This window comes from uncultured Mesonia sp., assembly GCA_947499595.1.
GTDB lineage: Bacteria > Bacteroidota > Bacteroidia > Flavobacteriales > Flavobacteriaceae > Mesonia > Mesonia sediminis.
On sequence record CANMOY010000004.1, the window covers coordinates 100,190 to 126,424 of the forward strand.

Below are 26,235 nucleotides of genomic sequence, written 5' to 3' on the forward strand. Positions count from 1 at the left end.
AGCTTTGTGCAAAAAAAATGCAAGATATCGTTATAAGTTTTGCTGCTATTCTTGGCGGGATAGCAGTTATGTTAGGAGCTTTCGGGGCTCATGTACTACAGAGTAAATTGACTATAGACCAGCTTCGTAGTTTTGAAACGGCAATTCGTTATCAAATGTTTCACGCCTTAGCACTATTGTGGTGCGGTAGCAGTTTATCGTGGGGAGATTCCTTAAGCGTCGCCTTAACTTGTTGTTTTGCAGTAGGTATTCTGCTTTTTTCAGGAAGCATTTACGGTTTAATATACTTGGGGTATAAGCAGAAGCCTAAAAAGTTTTTAGGTCCAATTACCCCTTTAGGAGGATTGTTTCTAATAGTAGGGTGGGTTTTGTTGGGATTAGAATATCTTTTGTAAATTCTAATCCATTTTAAAACGTCACTCTAAGCGTTTAATAATCAATATAAAGTTTGATTAAAGGGCTATTTGAACCTTTTCCTCTTTCAATAATTCTAAGTAAGGAGCACTAGAAAAGTGTTGTTCACTAAAGCTTTCCTTATGTTCAGATTTTGTTTTTCGGCGCTGTACTGCGCGCACAAAACGGCGCATGTCGTTTTCAGTATTTAATCTAAGTCCAGGAACTTCAACGCTTTGACCAGCTTCATCTTTAGCTACCATAGTAAAGTAGGATGAATTGCAATGTTTTTTCTGTTGGGTTTTAATATTTTCGGCTTCAACGCGAATACCAATAACCATTGAACTTCTACCTACGTAATTAATAGAAGCACGCATGGTGACCAACTCACCAATTTCAATTGGGTTTAAAAAATTCACCTTATCTACACTTGCCGTCACGCAGTATGCCTCGCTGTGCTTTGAGGCACAAGCAAACGCAATTTGGTCTAATAAATTTAAAATATAGCCTCCATGTATTTTGTTATTAAAATTGGAGTGAGAAGGGAGCATAAGTTCTGAAAAGGTAACTTGAGACTCTTTAATAGTTTTATATCTTGTTTGCATATTTAGTTACTGAATTAACGTCTAAAATGTGGGGAAGATGAGCGTTCAACTTTAGTTACAAAATATTTTGTATCTCCCCAGAATACAAAGGTGCCAAATCTTTCTATATAGGTAAGTTTAACATATTCTCCTTGGTATTCTTTTAGTTTTTGAATTACCTCTTTATTTTGATCTAAAACCGAAAACTGAAATATCTGAGCTCCGCTTATACCTTGACTTATTTCACCTTCCCATGTTTTTATGATCACCCCACGATTACTAAATTTTATAAGTTCACCCGCTCGTGTACCTTCGCTATAAGGCACAAAATAAATAAATGCATAGTAGGCTACAGCTAAAACGCTAATAACTAAAAGTACAATACTTAGTGTTTTCTTCATAAGTTTGAATTTAACGAAAGTTACTGTTTTTCTAATTGTTTATTGGCTTTTGCTCCTAATTTTTTAAGCTTTTCGACCTTCGAAATCAAGTTGCCCTTTCCCGTTAATTTTTTCATCCCTCGATCGTAGGTTCTCTGTACTGTAGTAATCTGTTGGCCTAGTTTATCTAATTCTTCAATTAGTAAGTGAAACGAGTCATACAAGGCACCAGCTCGGGTAGCGATTTCAATTGCATTTTGTTGCTGCTTTTCGTTTTGCCACATACTATCAATTGTTCGCAGTACAGCTAAGAGGGTAGTAGGCGTAACAAGAATGATATTTTTATCAAAGGCTTGACCGTATAATTGCGGATTTTCTTGACTCGCCAAGGCAAATGCAGCTTCTATAGGGATAAACAATAAAACAAAATCTGGACTTTGTTCTGGATATAGTTTTTGGTAATTTTTTTCGCTTAAGCCTGAAATATGATTCTCAATTGATAGCAGGTGTTGTTTAAGGGCTACTTTCTTTTCAGATTCTTCTTGCGTATTGCAATAGGTTTCATAAGCGGTAAGCGAAACTTTTGAGTCAACTACCATTTTCTTTTCACCTGGTAAAGCAATTATCACATCGGGGAAGTAGCGCTTTCCTTCGTCTGTGGTAAAATGTTGCTGCACAAAATACTCACTATTTTTTTGTAATCCGCTTCGCTCTAATACGCGTTCTAGAATCATCTCACCCCAATTTCCTTGCATTTTAGAATTTCCTTTGAGGGCCTTCGTTAGATTAGTGGCTTCTTCGCTTATCTTTATGTTTTGCTGATTTAAAAACTGCAGTTGCTTTTCTAGCGCAGTATATTGCTTGGCCGCATTAATATTGGTTTGGTCAACTTTGTTTTCAAAACTTTTTATTTTTTCTTGTAGCGGATTAAGCAATTGATTGATTTGATCATGATTTTGTTGGGTAAACTTTTCAGATTTTTGCTCTAGAATCTTTTGGGCTAAGTTTTCAAAATCGGTTTTAAATTTTGCTTGTAAATCAGTTAGTTCTGTTTTTTGAGTATTTAATTTTTGCTGTAAACTTTGCTCCATAAAAAGACTCTGGCGCAGGTCTGATTTGGTTTCAAATAATTCCTTCTCAGCCTTCTTGCAATCGGCCTGCAGATCAATAATTTGCTCCTCATATTTGTTTATTCTGCTCTTGTAATTGCCCTCTTGCTTTTCAAGTTGGGTTTGGTGTTGTTTCACCAAATTCTCTATTTGCCTTTTACTGATTTGATTATACAGTATGAATAGAATTAAAGCACCTAAAAAAAATCCGCTTAAAGCGAAAATGATAATAATAATCTCATTACTCATATTACATTATTTAATGATAGCATCCTTAATTTTAAAGCTTTTACTGTTCTTGTCAAAATAAATAAGTTCTGATGGGAACATTTGATTTAAAATATTGCTCTCTATAACTTGATGGGTTTCGTATTGTTTGACTTTGGCTTGATGTACCAGAATAATTTTATCGCACAATTGTAGGGCTAGATCAATTTCATGCGAGGCAAATACAATTGCTTTATTGGTTTTTTTACTTAAAAAACGCAACGTTTTTAAAACAAATACCTTATGATATAAATCAAGATGGGAGGTAGGTTCGTCTAAAATAATGAGTGGCGTGTCTTGAGCAATCGCCCTGGCAAGCATAGCCTTTTGCAGTTGGCCGTCGCTTAAATTAGAACACGAAGCACGCTTTTTATGGGCTATGTCGAGCAAATTAAGCGCTTCAATAACTTTTTTTTTGTCTCGGTTTGTAAGGCTCCCTAACCAGTTGGTATAGGGCTGTCTTCCTAAAGCCACTAGTTCTTGAACACTCAAATGGGTTGAAAAATCGGTTTTGGTTAATACAATAGCAATTTTCTTGGCTATTTCTAGAGCAGTTAATTGGCAAACAGGGGTATTATTAATACTTACCTTTCCTGATTGAGGAGATAGGTTTCCTGATAGCGTTTTTAGTAGAGTAGATTTTCCCGCTCCGTTTTTACCGATAATGGCTACCAGCTCACCTTTGTTGATGTTTAAATCATCTACTTGAGCGATGCATTCTTGGTGGTAGCCAATACTTAGGTTTGTTGTATGTAAAATCGGCTTGGTCATTGCTTAAAAACTCATTTTCTTTTTGCGCACCAATAGCCATATTACTACTGGAGCTCCAAAAAGCGAAGTTACAGCATTAATGGGTAAGGTAAACTGGAAACTGGGCATTTGTGCTATTAAATCACTTATTAACATCAGTAAACTTCCTAGAATTATACAAGCAGGAAACAAAAATGCATGGTTACTTTGTTTTATAATGAGTCTTGCGAGATGGGGTACTGCCAAGCCAATAAATGCAATGGGCCCGGCAAATGCAGTGATTGAACCTGCTAAAATACTTGTTGCTAAAATAACTAAAATCCTATTTTTTTTAATCTGTGTACCCACACTTTGAGCATAGGCTTCGCCCAATAATAAGGCGTTTAATGGTTTAATGGTAAGTAAGGAAAGCGATAGTCCTATGAACCAACTAGAAGCAAGCCAAATTACCTCTTCCCATGTTAAATCTCCTAAACTTCCAAATGACCAAAAAATATATTGTTGCAGTTTTTCGGCGTCGCTAAAGTAAGAAAGAATACTAACCGCCGCTGCAGTAAAACTCGCAAACATAAGACCAATTATTAAAATAGCCATGGTATCTCGTACCCGCCTGGCTACGATTAATACAGCCAATAAAACTAAAAAACTTCCTAGACTACTCGCAATGATAATACTCGTGTTGTTAAATAAATTTATGGTTAACAAGCCACTTAAAAATTGGCTACCCAAAATAACCAGGGCCACTCCCAAGCTGGCGCCACTGCTTAAACCTAATACATAAGGCCCGGCCAGTGGATTTCTAAATAGGGTTTGCATCAATAATCCGCTTAAAGCTAAACCAGACCCTACTAAAATCGCTGTAATTGCCTTTGGGAGACGATAAGAGAGTACGATGTACTTCTCAACCGAATCTTCGGCTTGAAAGCAAAGAATTTTGAGTACTTCTTCAAAAGGAATAGCAGCCGAACCAAAACTAATATTGATCAGGAAGAAAGTTAAAACGAGTAATATACCCAAAAAAAGCAGGCGTTTAGGTTTTTGCAAAATATTAAGGGTTTAAAGGCTTAAAAAATGTAAAATCATAATTGGCTAAATTTGGGTGAAATATTTTAATCAAATCCTTTAAAATTAAATCGGGTCGGTTGGGGCCCAGTTCATAAAATAGTACCCCACCTGTTTCTCCAGTGGTTAAAGCAATACTGTATACTTCTTTATTCTGATACGCGCTAAGCTGACTGTAATGTTGATTGCTTTCAATCAAAGCATTGTAGCTTGTAAAACTACCTGGAGAAATCCAAATATCGGCATTTTGCGCATTTGCCAAAACCTGTTCTAAAGCCAGCGAGAGGCTTCCTTTTCCTTTGGTTTTTTCATAAACGTAATTGGCGTTAGCGTCTTGAATTAGTTGTGCCTGCCACGAGTCTCCTGCAGGCGCATACCAAACATCTTTATATAAACTACCGCTTAGAACTAAGGGTTTTAAAGTAGCTTTTTTAGCCATTTTTTTAGCATTAAGGTAATTTGTCTCAATATGATTAAAGATAGAGTCGGCTTGTTGCTCTTGATTTAATAAAACACCAAAAAACTTAATCCACTCGGCTTTACCAAGAGGGGTTTCTTCTACCCAGTCTCCGTTATAAATAACAGGGATCCCATTGCGTTCTAAAGTACTGTATGATTTATTGTTGGCATTGATAGCCGAAGCCACAACCGCGTCTGGTTGTGATGCTAATACTAGCTCTGTATTTAACTGATTTTTATTTCCTACTTCTAAAACTTCGCCTTTCTCTATTTTTGTTCGTACTGCCGGTGAAGAAATATAATTTAAGTTAGGAAAAGCAATGAGCTTGTCTAATTGTTTTAAGGATTCTAGTGCCGGAATATGAGTAGTAGAAGTGACAATTAAACGATTTATTGTACGCGGTACAAAAACATCATAGACTACACTGTCTGGAATATTGATTTTATTTTCGGCTATAGCATAAATAAAATCTTTTTGCGCGTCGGGCCATGGTTGACTAACAGATAGTAAAGTGTAATCATCGTATTTGTTTACCGCAAAACCATTGGCATATTTTAATTTTAAAGCTTCGTTCTTATTTTGAAGCGGTGGGGTATGAGTAGCTGAAGCGGAAGTTTGTTTTTTACAACTTAATAAGCTTGTAAGAATTAAAACACAAAAAAAGAATTGACGCATAGTTTGAACTTTATGCAAAAGTAATATTATTTCATTTTAACCACACCTCGGTGTAAAAAATGTTTATATTTGCCCAAATTTTGGTTAAAATCGAGATGTCAATCCGATTTTATTAAAAGGGAATTCCGTTAGAATCGGAAGCTGTTCCCGCAACTGTAAGCTTAGTTTTATAACGCTTTATAAATATTTCTTCAATACCACTGTCGTTTAGATGGGAAGGTTTTTTATAAAGACGCAAGCCAGGAGACCTGCCAAAAGTAATTTTTTAAATCAATTTGCTCGGGATAAGCAAGTATAGGTTATGAGGCAATTTTTATTTTTAATCTTACTTTTTCTTTTAGGTTATGCTGTTCAAGCGCAAAAACGAGAACTGCTCGATTCTGTTGTGCTTAAAGCAAGCAATATTAGAACCCAATCTGTAGGCCAAAATATTGTCGAAATCAAAAGTAGTGAGATAAAGAAATACCGACCACAACTCACAGATGTTCTGAATTTTGAAACGCCTATTTTTTTTAAAGAGAATGGCCTAGGTATGGTTTCTTCACCTAGTTTTCGAGGTACAACGGCACAGCAAACAGCGGTTTTATGGAATGGTATAAACGTAAATTCTACCTTTTTGGGGCAGGTGGACTTTAATACTCTTTCGGCACATGGATATTCCGATATTTTGGTTCGATCTGGTGGTGGTTCGGCGCAATTAGGCTCGGGTGCAATTGGAGGAAGTATCTTACTGCAGAACCAACTTGATTTTGAAAAAGGCCATCAACTCTCCTTAAACTCTTCCTTAGGTAGTTTTGCCACTTTTAACCAAAGTTTAGATTACCAATGGTCTAACCAAAAAATTAGTGCTCAAGTGGGCGGGAATTACGTGCAATCTGAAAATGATTATCCGTTTTTTAATTCTAATGCAAAAAATGAAAATGCAGCTTTTGATCATTTAAACTTATACCTCAATGCCTCTGTAAAGCTTAATAATTTTCATAAACTTACTTTTTATTCAACTGCATTTAATGGCGAACGACATTTTCCTATTTTAGAATCCACTCAAATCCGAACTAAATATCAGGATGAAAATTATAAAAGCCAACTTGCTTGGGAATATGTAAAAGGTAAATGGAGTGCCAAAGCTCGCGGTGCATATCTACAAGAAAAGTATACCTATTTTCAAAACATAGAGCGTCCAAATTTAAAAGATCACGGCACCGCCAAATCTTTAGTGAGTATACTTCAAACTGGTTTTAAACCGAATAAAAACTTGTATACAGAGGTTCGCTTAAATTTACGAAAAGATTGGGCAGAAGGTACAGCTATTTCTGCCGCTTCGCGCCAGATTAGCAAAGCTCACTTATTTCTTAAACAACATCTTACTTCAAATTGGATCTATCAAGCTCAAGTAAGCTTGCAGCACACAGAAGATTTTAATATGCCAATACTTTACCAAATAGGGACCAATCTTCAATTAAATAAGAACCATAGTTTAAAAGCTAGTTTTTCAAAAAATTACCGAATACCTACTTTTAACGATTTATTTTGGCCCGGTGCAGGTAATTTAGACTTGAAACCAGAGACCTCAAGACAATTTGAAGCGAGTTATAGTTTTAAACGCAAAAGATGGCAATTCGGTTTAACCGGATATAACATTAAAATCAGCGATATGATTAGGTGGTTGCCAGCCGAAGCTTCGATATGGAAACCTTTAAATACGCATAAAGTGCGCACAAGAGGGATTGAAGGAAACGCAGCCTATAAAACTACCTTTAAAAAATTTGAAGTTCAAGTAAAAAGTATCTATGCCTTTACCGAGGCTACAAACTTAGAGACACGAAACACACTTATTTATGTTCCTAAGCATAAGTTAACCGCTAAGTTAGACCTAATTTATAAAAACTGGAATTTCATTGCTCAAACAATTTATACTGGTAAAGTATATACTCAAACCAATAATAACGAAAAAACAGCTCTTAAGGCTTATCCTATTGCCCAGACCAGTTTAAGTTATACCTCTTCAAATACTTTTAATTGGGAGTTAGGGGCACGGGTGCGCAACCTTAGCAATGAAAATTATTTTGTGGTTAATTATAAACCAATGCCAGGAAGAAATTTTGAACTTTTTTTTAATCTAATTCTATAAATACAAATCTTATGAAGCATTTTTTTAAATCTTGGATACTGCTAGTTGCGGTAAGTTTAACTATCATTTCTTGTAATAACGACGACGATAACTCGGGTCTGCCTACCCCACAAGGTAAGTACGACTTGGGCTATATTATTTCAAACGAAGGTGATTTTGGTTCGCCCACCGCTAGTGTAAGTTTTTTAAGTGCCGATTTTGCTATCTTAGAAAATGGTATTTACGCCAATGCAAATAACGGGAATCCTTTAGGTGATGTACTCAATCATTTTACTACCAATGAGGACTTGGCATTTTTAGTACTTAACAATAGCAATAAAATAGAGGTGGTTAACCGATTTACTTTTGAAAAAGTAGCCACGATAAGTGAAGAAATTGAATTACCAAGATTTGCTGCGGCAGATGATAATGTATTGTATATAAGCAACAGCGGTTCACAGTCGATTACGGTTTATTCTTTAACTGATTTTAGTTTATTGCGAAAAATAGAATTGAACAAGAGTGTAGAGCAATTAGAACTGACAGACAACTATTTATTTGTTCAAAACGCTTCTTTTGGTACAGGGAAAGAAATAACTCCAATAAAAGTATCAGACTTTAGTGTGGAGCAGGCCATAAGTTTACCCGATAACATCAAGGCTATAGAAGAGGAAGACGATATTCTTTATGTTTTGCACCAATCAGGGGTAAGTAAGTTTAATATCAATTCAAAACAAAAAATTACTACAATTCCTTTTGCAGATGGTTTCACAGGGGTTTCAAAATTTGATGTTGATGATAATTTTATTTATTTCATCCAGGGAAGCAGTATCTATAAAAATGCTGCCAATGCCGATATAATGACCGAAACCGCTTTGATTGATACCAATGCAGACGGAGCGAGTTGGGGGGTCGGTTATGGATTTGCCGTAGAAGAAGATCATATTTTTTATACCGATGTTAACGGTTTTACCGAAAATAGTGATGTGATGATTTACAACCTAGAGGGTGAACTTATTCAAAGTATAACCACAGGAATAGGGGCAAACGGAGTTGAGTTCAATGATTAATAATATCCAGTTCGCTTAAATAACTTTTGCAAGTAAATTATAATGCATAAAAATCCCCTTTTTAGCTTATAGCTAAGAAGGGGATTTTACTTAAATAAGGCAATAAAAAGTTGGTTAAGGGAGTTCTTGAGCGCCAATAAACATCTTATTATAATAGTTTAGTTTTTGGTTACTATTATACAAATGTTTTACATCAAATTCCCTAACAGTAGGAGTCGTTTTTCCAACACCAGATATATCATCTAAAGCCGCTTTTAAAAGGGGCTCTTGCTCATCTCCTAAAACGCCTAAGTTCCCGAAATCTTCTTCTATAAAAAGCTGTGGTTCTATACCATTAAAATAATCGGTAAAACCGTTTTTATTGATAGATTTTAATACTAAAGGTTGCATAGCGTAACTGTGATTAATAGAAAGATTAGAACCATTTCTGGAATAGTTGTCAGAATCGTATAAGGTTACTGAGCCTTCAAATTTTCCTCGGGTACGATCGCCAATTTGTTTGACATTAATATAGGGCTTTAAGCCGCTAATTAATAATTCACTTGCCGATGCCGAGTTGGTTGTGGTAAGCACGTATACTTGGTTTAAATTAAGGCTGTTTATACTAGCGTCATTACTAAGTTTATTGTTGAAAAAACGCGGTACATCTTCAAAATTACTATTGTAACGTTGAGTAATAAAGAGTTCTTGATTAAATTGACCGGTAATCATGCTGGCTAAATCATTACACATTTCAATACTTCCACCTGGGTTGTACCTTAAATCAACCACCAATTCTTGAATGTTAGCCGCTTTAAATTCCGCGAAAGCTGTATTTAGTTCATTTTCAAAGCTGGTAACAAAACCATTATACATAAGATAGCCTACTGGGGTCTCACCGCTATTGATTACTTTAGTTAAAAAAATGGGATTTTCGGTAAATTCTATTTTATTCAATTTTATTTGCTGGTCTAAACGCACTAACTGGCCTTGATTTATTGCTGCTAATCCTATAGTAAAGCTATCTTGGTTTAGAAGTTCAAGGTAGTTGTCTTCAGTTAATTCAGTTTCATTTATTCTGTCAAAAAGCATCCCTCGAGAAACACCTTGATTGGCAGCGGGAGTATTGGGTAAAACATAGCGCACATATCCAAATACACGGCTTGTTTCTGGGATTCTAACCAATCCGTATTCCATGCCCGTAGTAAGGCTTATATTGTTAAAGCTGTTTTCTAATGCTCTAAAGTCACTAACTATAAAGCTAAAGCGATCTCTATTACTCAATAAGCTTTCAAAAAATTGGATAGGATTAGCCTCACCTTCTAAGAATGTGCGGTAACTGGCATTATTATTAAAATAATTATTGGCCAATTGTGGCACATCTGGCTTGTATAAGTAAAATTGATTTAATCCTTTATAAATAAAGTCATTTATCTCTTCGCTTGAAGCTGGAATTACTTCGTCGTCTATATCTGAAAAACAACCGGTTAAGCTTGTGAAGAGGCTTAGTAAAAATAGAGGGATATAAAGGTTTCTTTTCATAGCTAGCTTTAATTTTATGTCTAAAGATAGCTACAAATTAAAAATAAATAGATTTTTGTAACAAAAAATATAGCGAATCGTTACAACTATACAAAGCAAAGTATTTTGAGCGAAAGAGAATTTTTAGAATTTATTACTAGCGTTAAAGATAAAATGTACCGCCTATCGCTACGCCTATTAATATCAAAAGATGCCGCTCAAGACGCTACTCAAGAGGTGATTTTGAAATTGTGGAAGATCAAGACTAAATTAAAAGAGTATCAATCACCTGAGGCTTTTGCAATGACCATGACCAAGAATTATAGTTATGATCAATTAAAGGCTAAACGCAATAATCAAGTGCGCCTAGTGCATACCAATTATGAAAATAACCAACAGAGTTCTTTGCAGTGCCAAATAGAGGCTAAAGATGAACTCAAGCAGGTTCAAAAAATTATTAGTAATCTAAGTGAACAAGAGCAAATTTTAATTCAATTGCGCGATGTCGAACAATATAGCTATGATGAAATGGAAAAAATAACCGGTTTGAAGCCTACGGCTATGCGCGTATGTTTATCACGTGCTAGAAAAAAAATAAGAACAGCAATGCTAAAGCAACATGAATATGGAGTCAGAAAATAGGATAGAAAAATTGATTAATAAGTATCTAGAAGCCGAAACAAGCCTTGAAGAAGAATCGGTTTTAAAAGCATATTTTAAACAAGAATCGGTTGCGCCACACTTAGTTAAATATAAGCCTATTTTTAGCTGGCAGGAGGTAACAAAGCAAGAGAAATATATAGAACCATTATCGCAACTGAAGGTAGAGAAAAAGTGGTATTACCATCAGATTGCAGCGGTGCTTATCATTGGTTTTATGGCGTTGGGAGGCTTTTTTTTCTGGCCACAGCCCCAAAAAGAAAAAGTGTCTTATGCTAATCAGAAATTGGCCTACGAAAATTCAAAGGATTTATTGGCTATGCTGCCTGAAGCGCTTAAAGCTAGTCGAATGAAATTAAATTATATTAAAGTATTGCCAACAACCACAGAAAAAATTATTAAAATTAAAAATTAAAAAACTATGAAAACTAAAATTGTATTTCTATTGGCTTTTTGTCTTTACCCTATCCTAAATTGGGGGCAGGCCAACTTTACCAAGTATGAATCGATGAAAGAGGTAAGCGCTATGGTGATTACCCAGAATATGTTTAAACTGTTATCTGAAATAGACTTAGATACGCAAGATCAAGAAACCCAAGCTTATATTGATTTAATTGAAAACCTAAAGGATATAAAAGTGTTAACCACTAACAATGTAGAAATTGGTACCGATATGAATACTGATTTTAATACTTATGTTGAATCCAGCCAGGTAGAAGAGCTTATGCGTTTTAAAGAAAAGAGTATGCAAGTAAAGTTTTACTCTAAACCAGGAAGCAAGGAGGGTTTTGTAAGTGAATTATTAATGCTTATGACCGGGCAAGAAGAGGGTGAGCCCATTACCGTAGTAATGAGCATTCAAGGAGATATAGATTTAAAACAAGTTTCAAAATTAGCCAATGATTTAAAGGTTCCTGGGGCTAAACAATTAAAAAATATCAAATAATATGAAATCAATTTTTCAAATATTCTTTTTACTGATTTTAGGTGTACAATTCAGCGGTTGTAATCAAGAACCCACTTTGCAAAAGTATTTTGTGAACCACCAAAATGATGAGAACTACGTAATGGTAGATTTACCAGCTGGTATGTTTTTAAGTTTTAATGATGAGCTGGCCAATGCAGATCAAGAAGCCATAGAGAGCATAAAAAAAGTTAGCGTTTTAGCTTATCCGTTAAACGGATCTAATACAGCTAATTATGAAAGTGAGGTGGCTGTTTTAAACAAAATACTATCCCGAGAGAAGTATAAATTACTCATGAAAATTGGAAATACTACTAAAGGTATGCGAATTGCTTATTTAGGAGAAGAAAAGGCTATTGATGAGGTGGTGTTTTTTGGTAACGATAGTGACAAGGGATTCATTGTTGCTAGGGTTTTGGGTGAAAAGATGAATGTTGGGGAGCTAATGAAATTGGTTGGAAACTTAGAAAATGGAGATATAAAATTAAATTTTAAACAATTTGAAAGTACACTCAAAAAGCTTGATGAAATCGAATCATAACTTAAATAAGTAATCAATAAAAAAAGCCAGTTTTATGCAAAACTGGCTTTTTTTCAAACTAATTAAACAGAAACTTAACTTAAAAAACTATATTGTCATAGAAAATAATTTAGTGTCAGGCTTATTACGTTGTAAACGCCAATCAAAAGCCATACAAGCATTACGTACAAAAGCACGACCGGCTGGTGTGATTTCCAGCTCTTTTCCAGTGATACGAATTAGTCCATCACTAATCATTTCATCTAGAAGTTGCAAGCTATCGGGTAGTTTTTCAAAATAATCTACTTCATTTTTCCAATTTGTCTTTAATTGACACATAAGGTTTAAGATATGTTTGCGAATTACTAGGTCTTCTTGGTTTAATATATGTCCTTTTACTACGGGTATTATCCCTTCTTCAACCATAGCCTGGTATTTTTCAACGCGTTTTTCGTTTTGGGCAAATCCGTACCAACTGTCGCTTATAGAAGATACCCCTAAACCAATCATTAATTGTGTTTTTGAAGCGGTATACCCCATAAAATTGCGGTGCAATTTATGATTTTGCATTGCCATATACATCGAATCAGATTTAAGCGCAAAATGATCCATTCCAATTTCAATGTATCCAATTTCCTCTAACAAAGCCTTTCCTAACTCATATTGCTCTCTCTTAACAGTTGGTTTTGGTAAATCGTTTTCATTAAAACCACGCTGTCCATTCCCTTTTATCCAAGGTACATGGGCATAGCTATAAAATGCGATACGGTCTGGTAATAGTTCTTTGGTTTTCAAAATAGTTTCTTTAACCGCAGCTGTACTTTGAAAAGGTAGACCAAAAATAATATCGTGACTTACCGAAGTATAGCCTATTTCGCGCGCCCATTCTGTAACTTTTTTTACGTTTTCAAAAGGTTGTATTCTATTAATAGCCTTTTGTACCGTAAGATTATAATCTTGTACCCCATAGCTAACGCGTCTAAAACCTAAATCATATAAGGTTTGTAAATGTTCTTTTGTTGTGTTGTTAGGATGTCCCTCAAAACTATACTCATACGTCTCAGCCCTTGAGGCAAGTTTAAAAATACCTTCAATAAGTTGCCTTAAGTTCTCTGGTGAAAAAAAAGTTGGGGTTCCTCCGCCTAGATGTAATTCTTTTATGATTGGTTTTTCAGGAAATAAGTTACAATATAAACTCCATTCTTTCAAAACACTTTCTAAATACGGCGTTTCTACCTCGTGTCTTTTGGTAATTCTTTTATGGCATCCACAAAAAGTGCAGAGTTGTTCACAAAAGGGTAAATGTATATAAATACTAATTCCTTCTTGTGCGTTACTTTCTTTAAATGATTTTATAAATGTATTTTGCCAGTCCTTAGCAGTAAAACTGGACTCGTCCCAATAAGGTACGGTAGGATAACTGGTATATCTTGGGCCGGGAATATTGTATTTTTGTATTAAGCTTTGTGTTTCCATCTTTATTCGTGTAAAACCAAAAATGGTATTTCTTTGGGGTAAGTAATATTTTTTTCAACAGGTTGAAAAAGCAAGTTTTGAAAAAGATAAACATTTTTGGCAGGAAGCGCTATCATCTGTATGTCTTCCAAATTAATGAACTCTTGTAAGGCCTTACAAAGTGAGTTTTTTACGGTAAACTGAAAACTATGAGGTAAATATTTAATATATTCTTTCAAACGTGCCTTATTGCTGGCTTGGAAAGGTGTAAGCGAGTCGTTTTTTTTGGCTACATATAGGACACTTAAAGCCGAATGATTTAAATGAAGAATTTCGGCTAGATTTCTAAACACTCTTTCTTTGCTGAAATTCGAAAAATCTGTAGGAAAAACTATTTGCTCCGGTTTTTTATATTTAGTTTTTTCTGGCACCACCAAGATAGGGCATTGAATACGCTTAATTACATCTGCCGTGTTGGTGCCAATAAGGCACTTTTCATTATTTGAAACACCTTTTGTACCCATTACAATATAGGTTATTTTCAACTGATTTATGATTTGTCGTAGTGTTTCAATTAAAAAACCAGTTTCTATATGAAAATTTATTTGTTCTGATTGTAGCGGAAAATTTTTGGCAATCTTTTCTTTAAGCTGCTTTAATTTATCTTTGCCAACAGATATTTTTTTATCAATAGCTATATTTCCTGAATACTCAAGGCCTTCCTCTTCTTGGGTAGAAGATTCAATGTGAACGAGATGAAAAACAACATTTGCCTCCTTAAAGAATGCTAAACTATACTGTATAGCGTTCCAAGAATTTTCAGAGAAATCTGTTGGGATTAAAATGTTCATCACTCAATTTATTTGATAACAAAAGTATGAGGATGTCACAAGTTAAAGAATGATAAAAGTCAGTTTTGAATTATTCTACACAAGAAAGTCCCTTTTTATCTAATATTTTAATATTTCTACCATCAATATCAATCAATCCGTCTTTTTTGAATTGTGATAAAGTTCTAATCAAACTCTCAGTGGCAATACCAGCAACACTCGCTAGATCACCTCGTGAGATTTTTATAGTCTCTCCTTGTTTAGGACTTAAAACTTCTAAAAACTGTAAGATGGTTTGGGCTGTTTTTTTTCTTACAGAGCCATAAGCCATTTGTAAAAGTTGTAATTTGGTATGTGATAAATTTTCATTCATAACATTCATCAATTCTAAAGCTAGCTCTTTATTTACCACCAATATTTCTTTAAGTTTTGTTTTAGAAATTCGGGTAAGTAGGCAGTTTTCTACAGCTGTAGCCGATTCTTCATAGGCAGTGGTTTCATCAAAAGAAGAAAAACCTAAGAAATCATCTGCTTGAAAAAGAGCGGTAATAAGTTCTTTCCCATTTACCGCCATACGTTGTGTTTTTACCACACCCTTAATAATAAGGAAAACAAAATTGGCATGTTCTCCTTCTTGATATACAGGTTTACCTCGCTTTACCTCTAATTCTTCACCAAAGTCATAAAAGTAATTTTTCAGTTCGTTTAAATTCCGTAAATCTTGAGCTTCTTGGGGTAAATCTATAGAAGTTTTATTTTTATTTTCTAATAATTTAGATTTAGCAATACGACTGTTAATGGCTGCCAATAAATCTTCTTCTTCATAAGGTTTGGTAAGGTAGTCATCTGCTCCAAGATTCATGCCTGTACGCACTTCGGTATGGTCTGTCTTTGCAGATAAAAATATAAATGGAATTGATTTTGTCTCTTCTTGCTCTCCTAAGGCTTTTAAAACTTCATATCCATTAAGCTCTGGCATCATTATGTCACAAACAATAATTTGAGGAAGACTCTTTTGCGCCAAATCAAGGCCTATTTTACCGTTCTTAGCCGTTATAACTTCAAATCCAGATAATTCTAGAAGTTCAGCTGTATTTTCTCTTAGAGCTTGATCATCTTCGATTAATAAAATTTTTTTCATCTGCCTTTTTGTGGGTTTTTAGGTATTTTTAAGGTAAATGTACTTCCTTTATTTTCTATACTTTTAAATGATATTTCACCTTGTAAATGTTCCAAGTGATTTTTAATAATATTTAATCCGATTCCTGTTCCTTCTGCAATCAAAGCATTTTCTGCTCTAAAGTAGCGGTCAAAAATAAACTTTTGTTCCTCTTTTGGAATTCCGATACCTTCGTCAATAATATTTATATAGAAATCCGATTCATCTTGACCGAACTGAATATTAATTTCAGAATTCTCTTCGGAGTATTTAATAGCATTGTTTACCAAATTGGTTAAAGCTAGGGTTAGAATTTTCTCATCAAAATTGATTTCTATACCATCGATGTTTTCTGGATATATGATATTTTGACCGTTCTTGAGAACCATATTTGATTCATAAATCACCTCATTGATAACTTTACTCAAGGGAAACTGAGTAAAAGAGTAACTTACCTTTCCGGATTCAATTTTTTCTAGAGAAAGAAAATCAGTCAATATATCATTGAGGTATTTTACTTTTGATTTTATCGTTTTTAGGTGTCTATCTCTTTTATCCTGTTGATTTTCTTGAGTGTATTTTCCCGTTAAGGTTGCCGAGGTTAAAATACCGCTTAAGGGAGTTTTGAACTCGTGCGAAACCATAGATAAGAATTTGGTTTTTAAATCGTTTAATTCTCGCTCTTTTTGCAGCGCATTTTTTATTCTATTTTCGGCCTCAAGTCTTTTTGTAATTTCAGATTTTAGGCTGTTTACTGTTTCTTGTAGCTGTAAAGTCCGCTTGGCTACCATATCCTCTAAACGAGAATTTAACTCCCTGATCTCTAACTCGGTTTTTTTACGGACACTGATATCGATTATCATAGCCATAATGTAGGTTTCGCCATCTAACTGTATGGGATTAAGGCCAATTTCAATAGGGAATTCGCTACCATCTTTCTTTTTGCCATAAAGATCTCTACCAAAGCCCATTCGTCTCTTTTCTTGATTTTTCATGAAATTACTAGCATACTTGGTATGGGCGTGCTTATAACGATCTGGTATCAATATTTCTAACAATTTACCTTTAAGTTCTCCAGCTTGGTATTGAAATAATTCGCTGGCAGAAGTATTACTAGCCACGATGGTTCGATTTTCATTAACAACAACAATACCTTCCGAAACCGTTTCAAAAAGCAACTTGAAAATATCTTTGTTTTGTGATGCAAATTTTTCCATAAAACAGTTGTAGAAAAAAATTAGAAAGCTTAGTTGATATTTGTCATTTGAGAAACCTACTAATTTAAGTAACTTTGTCTATAAGCACGTAAATTTATGAAAACTAATTTTAATTCGCTACTACAAGGTAAACAACTTGTTTTAGTAGATTTTTATGCCACATGGTGTGGGCCGTGTAAGGCCTTGATTCCCATTTTAAAAGAGGTTAAAAAGGAGGTTGGTGAAGCGGTTAAAATAATAAAAATAGATGTAGACAAAAATCAAAATCTTGCCCAAAAGTTTCAAGTGCGCGGAGTACCTACTTTAATTCTTTTTAAAAATGCTCATCCTGTTTGGCGTCAATCTGGGGTAGTACCTGCAAACGACTTAAAACAATTAATTCAATCTAATTCATAAGCATGAAACAATTTATAGATCATACATTACTAAAACCAACGGCAAGCTTACAGCAAATTGAACAACTATGTCAAGAGGCCAAAGCAAATGAGTTTTTTGCTGTTTGTGTTAACGGTTGCTGGGTCAAACAAGCCGTAAGTTTTTTAAGAGATTCAGATGTAAAGGTAGTAGCAGTTATAGGTTTTCCTTTAGGAGCAATGCATACCAAAGCTAAAGTTTGCGAAGCCCAGCAGTGCGTTGCAGACGGTGCACAAGAAATTGATATGGTGTTGAATTTGGGCGATTTGAAATCAGGAAATTATCAAGCCGTAGAAAAAGATATAGCCGCCGTAAAAGAGGCTATAGGTGAGCGCGTTTTGAAGGTTATTTTAGAAACCTGTTATTTAGAAGATAAAGAAATTATAAAAGCTTGTGAGTTGGCCGTGGCTGCTAAAGCAGATTTTGTGAAAACCTCAACGGGCTTTGGAAGTGCGGGAGCTACCTTAGAGCACGTAAAATTAATGAAATCTTGTGTGAGAAAACAAGCTGAAGTAAAAGCAAGTGGAGGAATAAGAGATCGAGCCACGGCCGAAAAATTCATTGAAGCGGGAGCAACACGAATAGGCACTTCTTCAGGGATTAAAATAGTAACCGATAATTAAATTATGAGTATTCACTTAGAAGCAAAAGAAGGGGATATTGCCGAAACTGTTCTCCTACCAGGAGACCCCTTACGAGCAAAATGGATTGCAGAAACCTTTTTAGAAGATGTAGTATGTTATAACCGGGTTAGGGGAATGCTAGGTTTTACAGGAACTTTTCAAGGAAAAAGAATTTCGGTGCAAGGCACAGGTATGGGCATACCCTCGGCCTTGATTTATTGTACAGAGTTGATTCGCGATTATGGCGTCAAAAGACTTATACGGGTAGGCTCGGCTGGAGCTTACCAAGAAAATATCGATTTACGTGATATCGTAATAGCCATGGCGGCTTCTACTACTTCGGGAATGAATAAGAGTAACTTTGGTCAGGCAACCTTCGCTCCCACAGCAGACGCCGATTTATTTCTGAAAGCGGTTGAAGTAGCTAAGCAAAAAGATATTGCTTTTAAAGCCGGTAATGTGCTATCTGGCGATGTTTTTTATGACGATGACCCCAACTTTTATAAAAAATGGGCGCAATATGGGGTTTTATGTGTAGAAATGGAAACCGCCGGCTTATATACCATAGCAGCCAAATTTAACGTTCAAGCTTTGGCTATTCTTACCATTTCCGATTCCTTGGTTACCAAAGCAGAAACCTCTCAAGAAGATAGAGCCAGCAGTTTTAATCAAATGATTGAAATTGCGTTAGAATTAGCATAATCTATTGAACTATATAATTCAAATTAAACCTGCCTATTGGCGGGTTTTTTATTTATAATTTAAATTTTATGGGCTAAATATCAAATACGATTAATTTTCTTTTAAATTAATTGTATTTTTATAGGTAATTAAGGTTTGTAACGATGTTGGTAAGTTGCTATGATTTATGCTGAAAAAGCCTCAAGTTTTTTTAATACCATTCTATATTTAAAAATTAACTATTATGATAAGAAACGCACACGAAATCGATTTTCAAATTTTTGGAGAAGAAATGCAATATGTCGAAATAGAGCTAGACCCACAAGAAGCGGTCGTCGCCGAAGCTGGCTCCTTTATGATGATGGATGAGGGAATTCAAATGGATACCATTTTTGGTGATGGTTCTGATAAAAACAATGGTTTTTTTGGTAAAGTACTAGGAGCCGGTAAAAGACTCTTGACTGGGGAGAGCTTATTTATGACCGCTTTTCAAAATGTTGTTACCGGAAAGAAAAAGGTAAGCTTTGCTTCTCCGTATCCTGGTAAAATTATATCAATAGATCTTAATCGTTTTAATCATAAGTTTATTTGCCAAAAGGATGCTTTTTTATGTGCGGCCAAGGGTGTTTCAGTCGGAATTGAATTTTCGAAAAAAATAGGAAGAGGCTTTTTTGGTGGTGAAGGTTTTATAATGCAAAAATTAGAGGGTGATGGGATGGCCTTTGTACATGCGGGGGGAACTACAGCAGTTAAAGAACTTGCTCCCGGTGAAAAATTAAAAGTAGACACTGGTTGCATCATAGGCTTTGATGCTAGTGTAGACTATGATATTCAATTTGTTGGAGGTATACGCAATACTTTATTTGGAGGAGAGGGAATGGTTTTCGCTACGCTCACAGGACCAGGTACGGTTTACATCCAATCTTTACCTTTTAGTAGATTAGCCAGTCGTGTGTTTGCTGCAGCACCTCAAGGAGGAGGAAAAGATAAAGGAGAAGGAAGTATTTTAGGTGGTTTAGGGAATCTGCTTGATGGAGATAACAGATTTTAAAAACAATAACAGTGTTTATTCTTGAATGGATTAATGTAAAAAAAAACAAAAAAAATCCTGAGTCGAAAAACTCAGGATTTTTATGTTTTCAGCTATTCTAGCTTATTTTGCTTTTTTCATTCCTTCTTCAATCATACTATAGAATTGATCTAATTTAGGAAGTACTACAATACGCGTTCTACGGTTAGCAGCTTTACCGCTTGCTGTATCATTCCCTGCAACAGGCACGTACTCTCCACGACCAGCGGCTGTCATTCTAGCCGGATCTACACCAAAATCATTCTGTAAAATTCTAACAATAGAAGTGGCACGCTTTGTACTCAAATCCCAATTATCTTTTATACAAGAATTGCTAATAGGGTCGGTATCGGTATGGCCTTCAACCATAAACTCAAAATCTGGTTTGTTTTTAACCACTTTAGCTACTTTGCCTAACACTTCTTTTGCACGATTAGAAACTTGGTAACTCCCGCTTCTAAATAAAAGTTTGTCAGATATAGAAACAAATACTACTCCTTTTTCTACGTTGATTTGGATATCCTCATCGTTCAAGTCGCCCAATGCTCCCTTTAGGCTGGTAACTAAAGCTAAAGTGACAGAATCTTTTTTGTTGATTGCATCACGCATCGTCTTGATTTGTAAATCTTTTTCTCTAATGCTTTCTAATGATCGCTCTAAATTTTCTGCTCCTTTTTTAGATAGCGTAGCAAGATCGCCTTGATTATTTAATAATGCAGAGTTAGTATTTTTCAGAATGCTAATTTGCTCATTTAAAGAACTAATTCGAGACTCTTTATCTTCAAGGCAAGAATTAAGTTTTACGGTTGCTGTGTTTAATAAATCTTTAGTTTCTTGTTGCTTGGCTTCTAATTCTGCATATTTCTTTTTAGAAACACAAGAAGAAAACAATAATGTAATGGCTGCTGTAGCTAAAAAAATACGTTTCATAGTATGTTTGTTTGTGTATAATTTAAAAGTCAAAGTTAATTATTTTACCGAGTCTTTTAAGCGGATTAACAAATTTTTAATGGCAACTTACAACTGGTTAAACTTTTTCTTTTTTTGTACAAAGTACTTGTAGACTATAGAGAAATTACTAGGTTTAACCTGTTGGGTGTGCCGAATGGTTTTACGTTTTTTGTTGATGTGATTAAAGTTTTTATAAAAACTAAAATGGGCCTGTAATATAGCTTTGAAATGATTGATTTTACCTTTTATTAAAAATTGAATTCCAGCCAATCCGTCTAGTATCATCCGAATAAAAATGGTGATTAAGGCTTGTGGCAAGGATTGATTTTTCAATAAATTGTATAAAGAATTCCTGAAGTTTAAAAATGTTTTTTTAGGATTTGCACTTGCTAAGGTGGCTCCACCTAAATGGTATACTTCGCTTTGGTAGCAATACTCAACTAAAAATCCTTGCAGTTGTGCACGCCAACAAAAATCTATCTCTTCTTGATGGGCAAAATAATCTTCATCAAAACCACCAAGACGTTTAAAAAGATTGTTGCGTACTACCAAACACGCACCACTTGCCCAAAAAATTGGATAATTTGAATTGTATTGACCTTCGTCCTTTTCTAAGGTATTAAAAATTCTTCCTTTACAAAAGGGATAGCCCAATAAGTCTATATAACCTCCTGCTGCTCCAGCATACTCAAAATAAGTAGGATTTTTTAAATCTTTAATTTTAGGTTGTAGAATACCAACGCGTTCATCCTCATAAAACCTCCTTAAAAAGGCTAATAACCAATTTGGAGTAACTGCAACATCACTATTTAGCAAAACCAAGATTTCTTCATTAATTTGTTTTAAACCTAAATTATAACCACCTGCATATCCTAAATTTGAGCTGAGTTGAATGCATTTTACACTAGGGAAAACGGTTTTTAATAAGGTTACAGAATCATCTGTAGACGCATTGTCAATAACATAGATAGTGGCTTCGGGTGAATACTTTATTAAATCGGGTATAAACCGCTTTAATAAATCACGACCATTCCAGTTTAGCACAGCTACAGCTACTTTTTTCATTGCTTTTATTTATAGAGAGGGAGTTCAGGTAAAAAATTATATTGCTGTTTATTGTAGTCCATCTTACAAAAATAGTGCGACAGCCCGTTAGTAACCATCAAAAAGTCTGCTTTGAGACTCAAGTTATAGCGAGCAATTTGATCAAAAGTTTCTTGGGTGATTTTTACCTTAGGTGCTTTGCACTCTACAATTAATTGTAAGTCTCCTGTGGTTTTAAAACCTACCACATCATAGCGTTTTGGCAACTGGTTTACTAATACTTGCTTTTCTACATTGATCATTGACCAGGGGTAATTTTTTTCATAGTGAAGGTAATGAACCACATGTTGCCGAACCCACTCTTCGGGCGTTAGTATTATAAACTTTTTACGAATGCTATCAAAAATAGCTGTTTTATTTTGTTTATTTTTGAACCTAAATGAATAGGTGGGGAAATTTAAGGCTGTCATAGCAGCAAAAATATATAATTTGCCTGTGCATTGCTTATTAATCGCTTAATAAATCCGGCGAAAGCCAGAAACAAATTTTAATTTAAAGAGAATGAAAGAAATAAACGCGGTACTTCGCGATTTGAAGCAAAGAAAGTTTAAAAAGGTTTATTTGCTTATGGGTGAAGAGACGTATTATATTGACAAAATAAGCGAATATATAGCCCAGCATGCCCTTACGGAAGAAGAACGCGCATTTAATCAAGTGGTTTTATACGGAAGAGATATTGAAGTAGACCAAATCATTAGTGAATCGAAGCGCTTCCCAATGATGGCAGAACATCAGGTGGTTATTATTAAGGAGGCCCAAGAGTTAAATAAGAGCATATATAATCTGGATAGTTTTATACCGCAACTGCAAGAAAGCACCATATTGGTACTATGCTATAAATACAAAAGCATCGATAAGCGCAAGGCGCTATATAAAAATATTAAAAAAGAGGGGGTTGTAATTGAAAGTAAACCCTTGTATGAAGATAAGGTGCCAGGCTGGATAATCGATGAAGTAGCGAGAAGAGGCTACCGCATAGAACCAAAATCTGCAATGCTTTTAGCTGAGTTTTTAGGAACTAGCTTGGGTAAAATTAATAATGAACTCGATAAACTTTGCCTTATTTTGCCAGAAGGCAGTTTAATTACTCCAGCCATAATTGAAGAGAATATAGGAATAAGTAAAGATTTTAATTCTTTTGAACTTCAAAAAGCCCTGATTAGTAGGGACCAAAAAAAAGCTTTTAGAATCATAAATTACTATGCCCAAAACAGCAAAGAGCATCCCATATTAAAAACTATCCCTGTTTTATATAATTTCTTTTCAAAATTATTGCTATTTCATGGTTTAAAAAATAAAAGTAGTCGCAATGAGGTGGCTAGTGCACTGGGTATTTCGCCCTTTTTTGTCAAAGATTTTACTTTGGGAGCTCAAGCTTATTCTATGAAAAGTGTAAGTGCCATTGTGGCAAGTTTGCGCGAACTCGACTTGAAAGCGAAAGGAGTAGGAGCACAAAATTTACCCGCAGCAGAGTTGTATAAAGAACTGCTAATTAAATTAAGAGCCTGATGCAAAAAGCTATCACTTGGGTAAAAGCCGCTCGTTTGCGTACTTTGCCCTTATCTATTTCGGGAATTTTATTGGGAGCGGTATTGGCCCACCTTGAACAAGATTTTCAACTTTCTATTTTTATTTACGCTTTGTGTACCACCTTGTGCTTGCAAATACTTTCTAATTTCGCCAACGATTATGGTGATGGTGTTAAAGGCACCGATAATGAAGAACGGGTAGGGCCAATGCGAGCCCTACAAAGTGGCATCATTACCGACAAGCAAATGAAGATAGGAATGATTTTTTGTAGCCTTTTGTCTTTAGCTTTTGCAGTTTTACTGATTTACTCAGCTTTCGGAAGTGAAAATTTCACCTTAAGCATTTTCTTTTTCCTTTTGGGAATAGCTGCCATAACCGCTGCTATAAAATATACCGTTGGTAAAAGTGCTTACGGTTATAGAGGCTTAGGAGATGTCTTTGTATTTTTATTTTTTGGTTTGGTAGCTGTCGTAGGTAGTGCCGTTTTATTTACGCATCAAATAAAATTCACCTATTTTTTACCAGCCATTGCGGTAGGAACTTTGAGCGTAGCAGTACTTAACCTTAATAATATGCGAGATCGTTTGAGTGATGCCAATTCCAATAAAAACACTTTGGTGGTTAAATGGGGCATCCGTAAAGCAACAAACTACCATATTGGTCTAATTTTGTTAGCCTTTTTGTGCTTTTTGTTGTTTAATTACAATTTACCTATTCAATTTAATTTAGCTTTAATTCCATTTATACTTCTATTTAAGCATCTATATACCGTGGTACAACACGAAGAGCCAAAAACTTTAGATCCAGAATTAAAGAAAGTTGCCTTAAGTACCTTTATAATTGCTCTAATTTATTTGTTACTTGCGTGGATTTAATTTGTTATAAATTTTTTAATTCATTTAAATTCTAAGTGCTATTGCTTATTTTTAGCCATCAGCTAAGACAATAAAAAATAAAAAATATGAAAATTACATTTTACGGGCAAAATACCCTCGCATTAGAGATCAATGGTAAACATATCATTGTAGATCCTTTTATTACAGGTAATCCTTTGGCAAATGAGAAAGTAGATTTACAAGATTTAAAAGCCGATTATGTGTTGCTAACCCATGCGCATCAAGATCATACCTTAGATGCAGAGGCAATAGCTAAGCAAAATGAGGCAACCTTGGTGAGTAATTTTGAGATTGCCAATCATTACCAAGCAAAAGGTATTAACGTACACCCTATGAACCACGGTGGTAGCTGGGAATTTGATTTTGGAACCGTAAAATATGTAAATGCCGTACACACCAGTTCTTTTCCAGATGGTAGTTATGGAGGGCAACCCGGAGGATTCATCATTGAAGCCAATGAAAAATGTCTTTACATTGCGGGAGATACTGCATTGCATGCCGATATGAAATTAATCCCTTTGAGGCATCAAGTAGATTTAGCTGTTTTACCTATTGGTGATAATTTTACAATGGGCGTAGATGACGCTATCTTAGCAAGCGATTTTATTGAATGCAACAGAGTTTTAGGTTGTCATTATGATACTTTTGATGTGATTAAAATTGACCATGACTTAGCGCTTGAGAAATTTAAAATGAAGAAAAAAGAATTGATTTTGTTGCCCATTGGTGAAAGTGTAAACGTTTAAAAGTAATCTCATTGAAAGCAAAATTTATAAAACATTCATTACAATTTAAAACCCCAGGAGGCACTTCTCGTGGGGTTTTAAAAATCAAAAATACTTGGTTTTTGATACTTGAACATCAGGGTAAAAGAGGTTACGGAGAATGCGGTATGTTTGAGGGATTAAGCTATGATGATGTTCCGCAATTTGAAGAAAAATTACAATGGGTTTGTGAGCATATTCATCTAGGTGAAAAGCAACTTTTAGCACAACTCAGCGAATTCCCCGCACTGTTTTTTGGTGTAGAAATGGCATTTGCCTCGCTGCGATCAAAGACGGGGTTTGAATTGTTCCCTTCGGCTTTTACGCAAAAAGAGCAAGGAATAACCATCAATGGTTTAATCTGGATGGGAGATAAAAACTACATGAAAAAGCAAATCACCGATAAATTAAACCAAGGTTTTCATTGTATAAAATTAAAAATAGGGGCAATAGACTTTCAAGAAGAATTGCGACTTCTTAAATACATTCGTTCAGAATTTACAGCCAGCGATGTAGAGCTTCGGGTAGACGCTAATGGGGCGTTTTCACCTACAGAGGCGCTAGAAAAACTAAAAAGATTGAGTGATTATGAACTGCATAGTATTGAGCAGCCCATAGAAGCTAAACAAATAGAAGATATGGCTTTGCTATGTGCTACCACTCCTTTACCCATTGCATTAGATGAAGAGCTAATTGGAGTAACCCAAAGGCCTGAAAAAGAAGAGTTGCTAAAAACCATTCAACCCCAGTATATCATTTTAAAACCTACCTTGGTAGGAGGCTTTGCCGGCTCAAGAGAATGGATTGAAATCGCTGAGGAACAAAATATTAAATGGTGGATCACCAGTGCTTTAGAAAGCAATATAGGACTAAATGCTATTGCGCAATTTACCTTTCAATTAAACAATGAAATGCCGCAAGGCTTAGGAACAGGTAGTTTGTTTACCAATAATATCGCTAGTCCGTTATACGTTAAAAAAGATCAATTATTTTATAATCCCAGCCAGTCTTGGGATTTAACCCTTATTTCTTAAGTTA

29 protein-coding genes and 1 riboswitch are annotated in these 26,235 nt (G+C 35.0%); of the genes, 15 read left to right on the plus strand and 14 right to left on the minus strand.

From position 1 onward, the window contains the following. Nucleotides 1-17: 17 nt before the first annotated feature. Entirely contained in the window at nucleotides 18-395 is a 378-nt protein-coding gene (locus ACH2AZ_RS06170; protein WP_394907114.1) for a DUF423 domain-containing protein, read from the plus strand. 57 nt (nucleotides 396-452) lie between these two features. Here the strand turns inward: ACH2AZ_RS06170 and ACH2AZ_RS06175 are convergent, their stop codons facing one another. The 6 genes from ACH2AZ_RS06175 to ACH2AZ_RS06200 are packed head-to-tail and all read right to left on the minus strand — an operon-like array spanning nucleotide 453 to nucleotide 5,680. Beyond that, nucleotides 453-998 carry an acyl-CoA thioesterase gene (locus ACH2AZ_RS06175; RefSeq protein ID WP_394907115.1) on the minus strand — a complete coding sequence of 182 codons (546 nt, stop codon included), beginning with the start codon at nucleotides 996-998 and terminating at the stop codon, nucleotides 453-455. 14 nt (nucleotides 999-1,012) lie between these two features. Next, nucleotides 1,013-1,378, minus strand: a complete 366-nt coding sequence (locus tag ACH2AZ_RS06180) for a 6-phosphogluconate dehydrogenase (protein ID WP_394907116.1) — start codon at nucleotides 1,376-1,378, stop codon at nucleotides 1,013-1,015. 20 nt (nucleotides 1,379-1,398) lie between these two features. Next, nucleotides 1,399-2,715, minus strand: coding sequence for a DNA recombination protein RmuC (rmuC, locus tag ACH2AZ_RS06185; RefSeq protein WP_394907117.1), 1,317 nt, complete (start codon nucleotides 2,713-2,715; stop codon nucleotides 1,399-1,401). 6 nt (nucleotides 2,716-2,721) lie between these two features. Further along, entirely contained in the window at nucleotides 2,722-3,504 is a 783-nt protein-coding gene (locus ACH2AZ_RS06190; protein WP_394907118.1) for an ABC transporter ATP-binding protein, read from the minus strand. A gap of 3 nt (nucleotides 3,505-3,507) precedes the next feature. Continuing rightward, on the minus strand, nucleotides 3,508-4,500 hold the full coding sequence (locus ACH2AZ_RS06195; protein ID WP_394907119.1) for an iron chelate uptake ABC transporter family permease subunit: 993 nt from the start codon (nucleotides 4,498-4,500) through the stop codon (nucleotides 3,508-3,510). A 31-nt stretch (nucleotides 4,501-4,531) separates the two neighbouring features. Then, the gene (locus ACH2AZ_RS06200; RefSeq protein WP_394907120.1) at nucleotides 4,532-5,680 is read right to left on the minus strand and encodes an ABC transporter substrate-binding protein; all 1,149 of its coding nucleotides are present in this window, start codon (nucleotides 5,678-5,680) and stop codon (nucleotides 4,532-4,534) included. Nucleotides 5,681-5,744: 64 nt separating this feature from the next. Continuing rightward, a riboswitch (cobalamin riboswitch) is annotated at nucleotides 5,745-5,951 on the plus strand. A 30-nt stretch (nucleotides 5,952-5,981) separates the two neighbouring features. Here ACH2AZ_RS06200 and ACH2AZ_RS06205 point away from each other — a divergent pair. Together ACH2AZ_RS06205 and ACH2AZ_RS06210 are read left to right on the plus strand one after the other, a co-directional pair. Continuing rightward, a complete protein-coding gene (locus tag ACH2AZ_RS06205; RefSeq protein ID WP_394907121.1) occupies nucleotides 5,982-7,811 on the plus strand; it encodes a TonB-dependent receptor plug domain-containing protein in 1,830 nt (609 codons plus the stop codon). 11 nt (nucleotides 7,812-7,822) lie between these two features. Continuing rightward, the gene (locus tag ACH2AZ_RS06210; protein WP_394907122.1) at nucleotides 7,823-8,860 is read left to right on the plus strand and encodes a DUF5074 domain-containing protein; all 1,038 of its coding nucleotides are present in this window, start codon (nucleotides 7,823-7,825) and stop codon (nucleotides 8,858-8,860) included. A 114-nt stretch (nucleotides 8,861-8,974) separates the two neighbouring features. Here the strand turns inward: ACH2AZ_RS06210 and ACH2AZ_RS06215 are convergent, their stop codons facing one another. After that, complete coding sequence (locus ACH2AZ_RS06215) at nucleotides 8,975-10,381, minus strand: S41 family peptidase (RefSeq protein WP_394907123.1); 1,407 nt, start codon at nucleotides 10,379-10,381, stop codon at nucleotides 8,975-8,977. 105 nt (nucleotides 10,382-10,486) lie between these two features. Between ACH2AZ_RS06215 and ACH2AZ_RS06220 the strand changes: the two genes are divergently transcribed. Genes ACH2AZ_RS06220 through ACH2AZ_RS06235 form a run of 4 tightly spaced genes read left to right on the plus strand, consistent with a single transcriptional unit; the run spans nucleotide 10,487 to nucleotide 12,525 of the window. Then, nucleotides 10,487-11,002: an RNA polymerase sigma factor gene (locus tag ACH2AZ_RS06220; protein WP_394907124.1), complete on the plus strand. Its 516-nt coding sequence runs from the start codon at nucleotides 10,487-10,489 to the stop codon at nucleotides 11,000-11,002. After that, on the plus strand, nucleotides 10,986-11,435 hold the full coding sequence (locus tag ACH2AZ_RS06225) for a hypothetical protein (RefSeq protein ID WP_394907125.1): 450 nt from the start codon (nucleotides 10,986-10,988) through the stop codon (nucleotides 11,433-11,435). Before ACH2AZ_RS06220 ends, ACH2AZ_RS06225 begins: the two co-directional genes overlap by 17 nt. Nucleotides 11,436-11,441: 6 nt before the next feature. After that, nucleotides 11,442-11,966, plus strand: coding sequence for a DUF4252 domain-containing protein (locus ACH2AZ_RS06230; protein ID WP_394907126.1), 525 nt, complete (start codon nucleotides 11,442-11,444; stop codon nucleotides 11,964-11,966). Nucleotide 11,967: 1 nt separating this feature from the next. Continuing rightward, a complete protein-coding gene (locus ACH2AZ_RS06235; protein ID WP_394907127.1) occupies nucleotides 11,968-12,525 on the plus strand; it encodes a DUF4252 domain-containing protein in 558 nt (185 codons plus the stop codon). A gap of 87 nt (nucleotides 12,526-12,612) precedes the next feature. Here ACH2AZ_RS06235 and hemN read toward each other — a convergent pair whose 3' ends face one another. From hemN to ACH2AZ_RS06255, 4 genes are all read right to left on the minus strand, one after another. After that, complete coding sequence (gene hemN / locus ACH2AZ_RS06240; RefSeq protein ID WP_394907128.1) at nucleotides 12,613-13,980, minus strand: oxygen-independent coproporphyrinogen III oxidase; 1,368 nt, start codon at nucleotides 13,978-13,980, stop codon at nucleotides 12,613-12,615. A gap of 2 nt (nucleotides 13,981-13,982) precedes the next feature. Continuing rightward, on the minus strand, nucleotides 13,983-14,810 hold the full coding sequence (locus ACH2AZ_RS06245) for a universal stress protein (RefSeq protein ID WP_394907129.1): 828 nt from the start codon (nucleotides 14,808-14,810) through the stop codon (nucleotides 13,983-13,985). A gap of 70 nt (nucleotides 14,811-14,880) precedes the next feature. Next, nucleotides 14,881-15,930 carry a response regulator gene (locus ACH2AZ_RS06250; RefSeq protein ID WP_394907130.1) on the minus strand — a complete coding sequence of 350 codons (1,050 nt, stop codon included), beginning with the start codon at nucleotides 15,928-15,930 and terminating at the stop codon, nucleotides 14,881-14,883. Then, nucleotides 15,927-17,165 (minus strand): ATP-binding protein, encoded by a 1,239-nt coding sequence (locus ACH2AZ_RS06255; RefSeq protein WP_394907131.1) that lies wholly within the window; start codon nucleotides 17,163-17,165, stop codon nucleotides 15,927-15,929. The genes ACH2AZ_RS06250 and ACH2AZ_RS06255 overlap by 4 nt, the downstream gene beginning before the upstream one ends. 96 nt (nucleotides 17,166-17,261) lie before the next feature. Between ACH2AZ_RS06255 and trxA the strand changes: the two genes are divergently transcribed. The 4 genes from trxA (at nucleotide 17,262) to ACH2AZ_RS06275 (ending at nucleotide 19,934) form a co-directional block, all read left to right on the plus strand. Then, complete coding sequence (trxA, locus tag ACH2AZ_RS06260) at nucleotides 17,262-17,561, plus strand: thioredoxin (RefSeq protein WP_394907132.1); 300 nt, start codon at nucleotides 17,262-17,264, stop codon at nucleotides 17,559-17,561. Next, the gene (deoC, locus tag ACH2AZ_RS06265) at nucleotides 17,558-18,202 is read left to right on the plus strand and encodes a deoxyribose-phosphate aldolase (RefSeq protein ID WP_394907269.1); all 645 of its coding nucleotides are present in this window, start codon (nucleotides 17,558-17,560) and stop codon (nucleotides 18,200-18,202) included. Before trxA ends, deoC begins: the two co-directional genes overlap by 4 nt. Before the next feature lie 3 nt (nucleotides 18,203-18,205). Beyond that, a complete protein-coding gene (gene deoD, locus ACH2AZ_RS06270; RefSeq protein WP_394907133.1) occupies nucleotides 18,206-18,904 on the plus strand; it encodes a purine-nucleoside phosphorylase in 699 nt (232 codons plus the stop codon). A 223-nt stretch (nucleotides 18,905-19,127) separates the two neighbouring features. Beyond that, a complete protein-coding gene (locus ACH2AZ_RS06275) occupies nucleotides 19,128-19,934 on the plus strand; it encodes a TIGR00266 family protein (RefSeq protein ID WP_394907134.1) in 807 nt (268 codons plus the stop codon). Nucleotides 19,935-20,036: 102 nt separating this feature from the next. On the opposite strand, the gene ACH2AZ_RS06280 is transcribed toward ACH2AZ_RS06275, so the two are convergent. The 3 genes from ACH2AZ_RS06280 to ACH2AZ_RS06290 all read right to left on the minus strand — a co-directional run bounded on the left by ACH2AZ_RS06280 (nucleotide 20,037) and on the right by ACH2AZ_RS06290 (nucleotide 22,417). Beyond that, entirely contained in the window at nucleotides 20,037-20,882 is an 846-nt protein-coding gene (locus ACH2AZ_RS06280; RefSeq protein WP_394907135.1) for a flagellar motor protein MotB, read from the minus strand. Between the two features lie 87 nt (nucleotides 20,883-20,969). Further along, entirely contained in the window at nucleotides 20,970-21,968 is a 999-nt protein-coding gene (locus tag ACH2AZ_RS06285) for a glycosyltransferase family 2 protein (RefSeq protein WP_394907136.1), read from the minus strand. A gap of 5 nt (nucleotides 21,969-21,973) precedes the next feature. Next, the gene (locus tag ACH2AZ_RS06290) at nucleotides 21,974-22,417 is read right to left on the minus strand and encodes a type I restriction enzyme HsdR N-terminal domain-containing protein (RefSeq protein WP_394907137.1); all 444 of its coding nucleotides are present in this window, start codon (nucleotides 22,415-22,417) and stop codon (nucleotides 21,974-21,976) included. A gap of 91 nt (nucleotides 22,418-22,508) precedes the next feature. Between ACH2AZ_RS06290 and holA the strand changes: the two genes are divergently transcribed. From holA to ACH2AZ_RS06310, 4 genes are all read left to right on the plus strand, one after another. After that, a complete protein-coding gene (gene holA, locus ACH2AZ_RS06295) occupies nucleotides 22,509-23,516 on the plus strand; it encodes a DNA polymerase III subunit delta (RefSeq protein ID WP_394907138.1) in 1,008 nt (335 codons plus the stop codon). Beyond that, the gene (gene menA, locus ACH2AZ_RS06300) at nucleotides 23,516-24,412 is read left to right on the plus strand and encodes a 1,4-dihydroxy-2-naphthoate octaprenyltransferase (protein WP_394907139.1); all 897 of its coding nucleotides are present in this window, start codon (nucleotides 23,516-23,518) and stop codon (nucleotides 24,410-24,412) included. Before holA ends, menA begins: the two co-directional genes overlap by 1 nt. Before the next feature lie 86 nt (nucleotides 24,413-24,498). Continuing rightward, nucleotides 24,499-25,179 carry a metal-dependent hydrolase gene (locus ACH2AZ_RS06305; protein ID WP_379045838.1) on the plus strand — a complete coding sequence of 227 codons (681 nt, stop codon included), beginning with the start codon at nucleotides 24,499-24,501 and terminating at the stop codon, nucleotides 25,177-25,179. An 11-nt stretch (nucleotides 25,180-25,190) separates the two neighbouring features. Further along, a complete protein-coding gene (locus ACH2AZ_RS06310; protein WP_394907140.1) occupies nucleotides 25,191-26,231 on the plus strand; it encodes an o-succinylbenzoate synthase in 1,041 nt (346 codons plus the stop codon). Nucleotides 26,232-26,235: the final 4 nt, after the last annotated feature.

What these genes read in the sequence shown, in the direction of transcription:
- ACH2AZ_RS06210 (WP_394907122.1), top strand. Translation starts at nt 7,823, where the DNA reads ATGAAGCATTTTTTTAAATCTTGGATACTGCTAGTTGCGGTAAGTTTA.
- trxA (WP_394907132.1), top strand. Translation starts at nt 17,262, where the DNA reads ATGAAAACTAATTTTAATTCGCTACTACAAGGTAAACAACTTGTTTTA.
- holA (WP_394907138.1), top strand. Translation starts at nt 22,509, where the DNA reads ATGAAAGAAATAAACGCGGTACTTCGCGATTTGAAGCAAAGAAAGTTT.
- ACH2AZ_RS06290 (WP_394907137.1), bottom strand. Translation starts at nt 22,417, where the DNA reads ATGACAGCCTTAAATTTCCCCACCTATTCATTTAGGTTCAAAAATAAA.
- ACH2AZ_RS06230 (WP_394907126.1), top strand. Translation starts at nt 11,442, where the DNA reads ATGAAAACTAAAATTGTATTTCTATTGGCTTTTTGTCTTTACCCTATC.
- ACH2AZ_RS06205 (WP_394907121.1), top strand. Translation starts at nt 5,982, where the DNA reads ATGAGGCAATTTTTATTTTTAATCTTACTTTTTCTTTTAGGTTATGCT.
- rmuC (WP_394907117.1), bottom strand. Translation starts at nt 2,715, where the DNA reads ATGAGTAATGAGATTATTATTATCATTTTCGCTTTAAGCGGATTTTTT.
- ACH2AZ_RS06250 (WP_394907130.1), bottom strand. Translation starts at nt 15,930, where the DNA reads ATGAAAAAAATTTTATTAATCGAAGATGATCAAGCTCTAAGAGAAAAT.
- ACH2AZ_RS06215 (WP_394907123.1), bottom strand. Translation starts at nt 10,381, where the DNA reads ATGAAAAGAAACCTTTATATCCCTCTATTTTTACTAAGCCTCTTCACA.
- ACH2AZ_RS06280 (WP_394907135.1), bottom strand. Translation starts at nt 20,882, where the DNA reads ATGAAACGTATTTTTTTAGCTACAGCAGCCATTACATTATTGTTTTCT.
- ACH2AZ_RS06245 (WP_394907129.1), bottom strand. Translation starts at nt 14,810, where the DNA reads ATGAACATTTTAATCCCAACAGATTTCTCTGAAAATTCTTGGAACGCT.
- ACH2AZ_RS06175 (WP_394907115.1), bottom strand. Translation starts at nt 998, where the DNA reads ATGCAAACAAGATATAAAACTATTAAAGAGTCTCAAGTTACCTTTTCA.
- ACH2AZ_RS06285 (WP_394907136.1), bottom strand. Translation starts at nt 21,968, where the DNA reads ATGAAAAAAGTAGCTGTAGCTGTGCTAAACTGGAATGGTCGTGATTTA.
- ACH2AZ_RS06235 (WP_394907127.1), top strand. Translation starts at nt 11,968, where the DNA reads ATGAAATCAATTTTTCAAATATTCTTTTTACTGATTTTAGGTGTACAA.
- deoD (WP_394907133.1), top strand. Translation starts at nt 18,206, where the DNA reads ATGAGTATTCACTTAGAAGCAAAAGAAGGGGATATTGCCGAAACTGTT.
- ACH2AZ_RS06275 (WP_394907134.1), top strand. Translation starts at nt 19,128, where the DNA reads ATGATAAGAAACGCACACGAAATCGATTTTCAAATTTTTGGAGAAGAA.
- ACH2AZ_RS06225 (WP_394907125.1), top strand. Translation starts at nt 10,986, where the DNA reads ATGGAGTCAGAAAATAGGATAGAAAAATTGATTAATAAGTATCTAGAA.
- ACH2AZ_RS06170 (WP_394907114.1), top strand. Translation starts at nt 18, where the DNA reads ATGCAAGATATCGTTATAAGTTTTGCTGCTATTCTTGGCGGGATAGCA.
- ACH2AZ_RS06255 (WP_394907131.1), bottom strand. Translation starts at nt 17,165, where the DNA reads ATGGAAAAATTTGCATCACAAAACAAAGATATTTTCAAGTTGCTTTTT.
- hemN (WP_394907128.1), bottom strand. Translation starts at nt 13,980, where the DNA reads ATGGAAACACAAAGCTTAATACAAAAATACAATATTCCCGGCCCAAGA.
- menA (WP_394907139.1), top strand. Translation starts at nt 23,516, where the DNA reads ATGCAAAAAGCTATCACTTGGGTAAAAGCCGCTCGTTTGCGTACTTTG.
- ACH2AZ_RS06190 (WP_394907118.1), bottom strand. Translation starts at nt 3,504, where the DNA reads ATGACCAAGCCGATTTTACATACAACAAACCTAAGTATTGGCTACCAC.
- ACH2AZ_RS06200 (WP_394907120.1), bottom strand. Translation starts at nt 5,680, where the DNA reads ATGCGTCAATTCTTTTTTTGTGTTTTAATTCTTACAAGCTTATTAAGT.
- ACH2AZ_RS06305 (WP_379045838.1), top strand. Translation starts at nt 24,499, where the DNA reads ATGAAAATTACATTTTACGGGCAAAATACCCTCGCATTAGAGATCAAT.
- ACH2AZ_RS06180 (WP_394907116.1), bottom strand. Translation starts at nt 1,378, where the DNA reads ATGAAGAAAACACTAAGTATTGTACTTTTAGTTATTAGCGTTTTAGCT.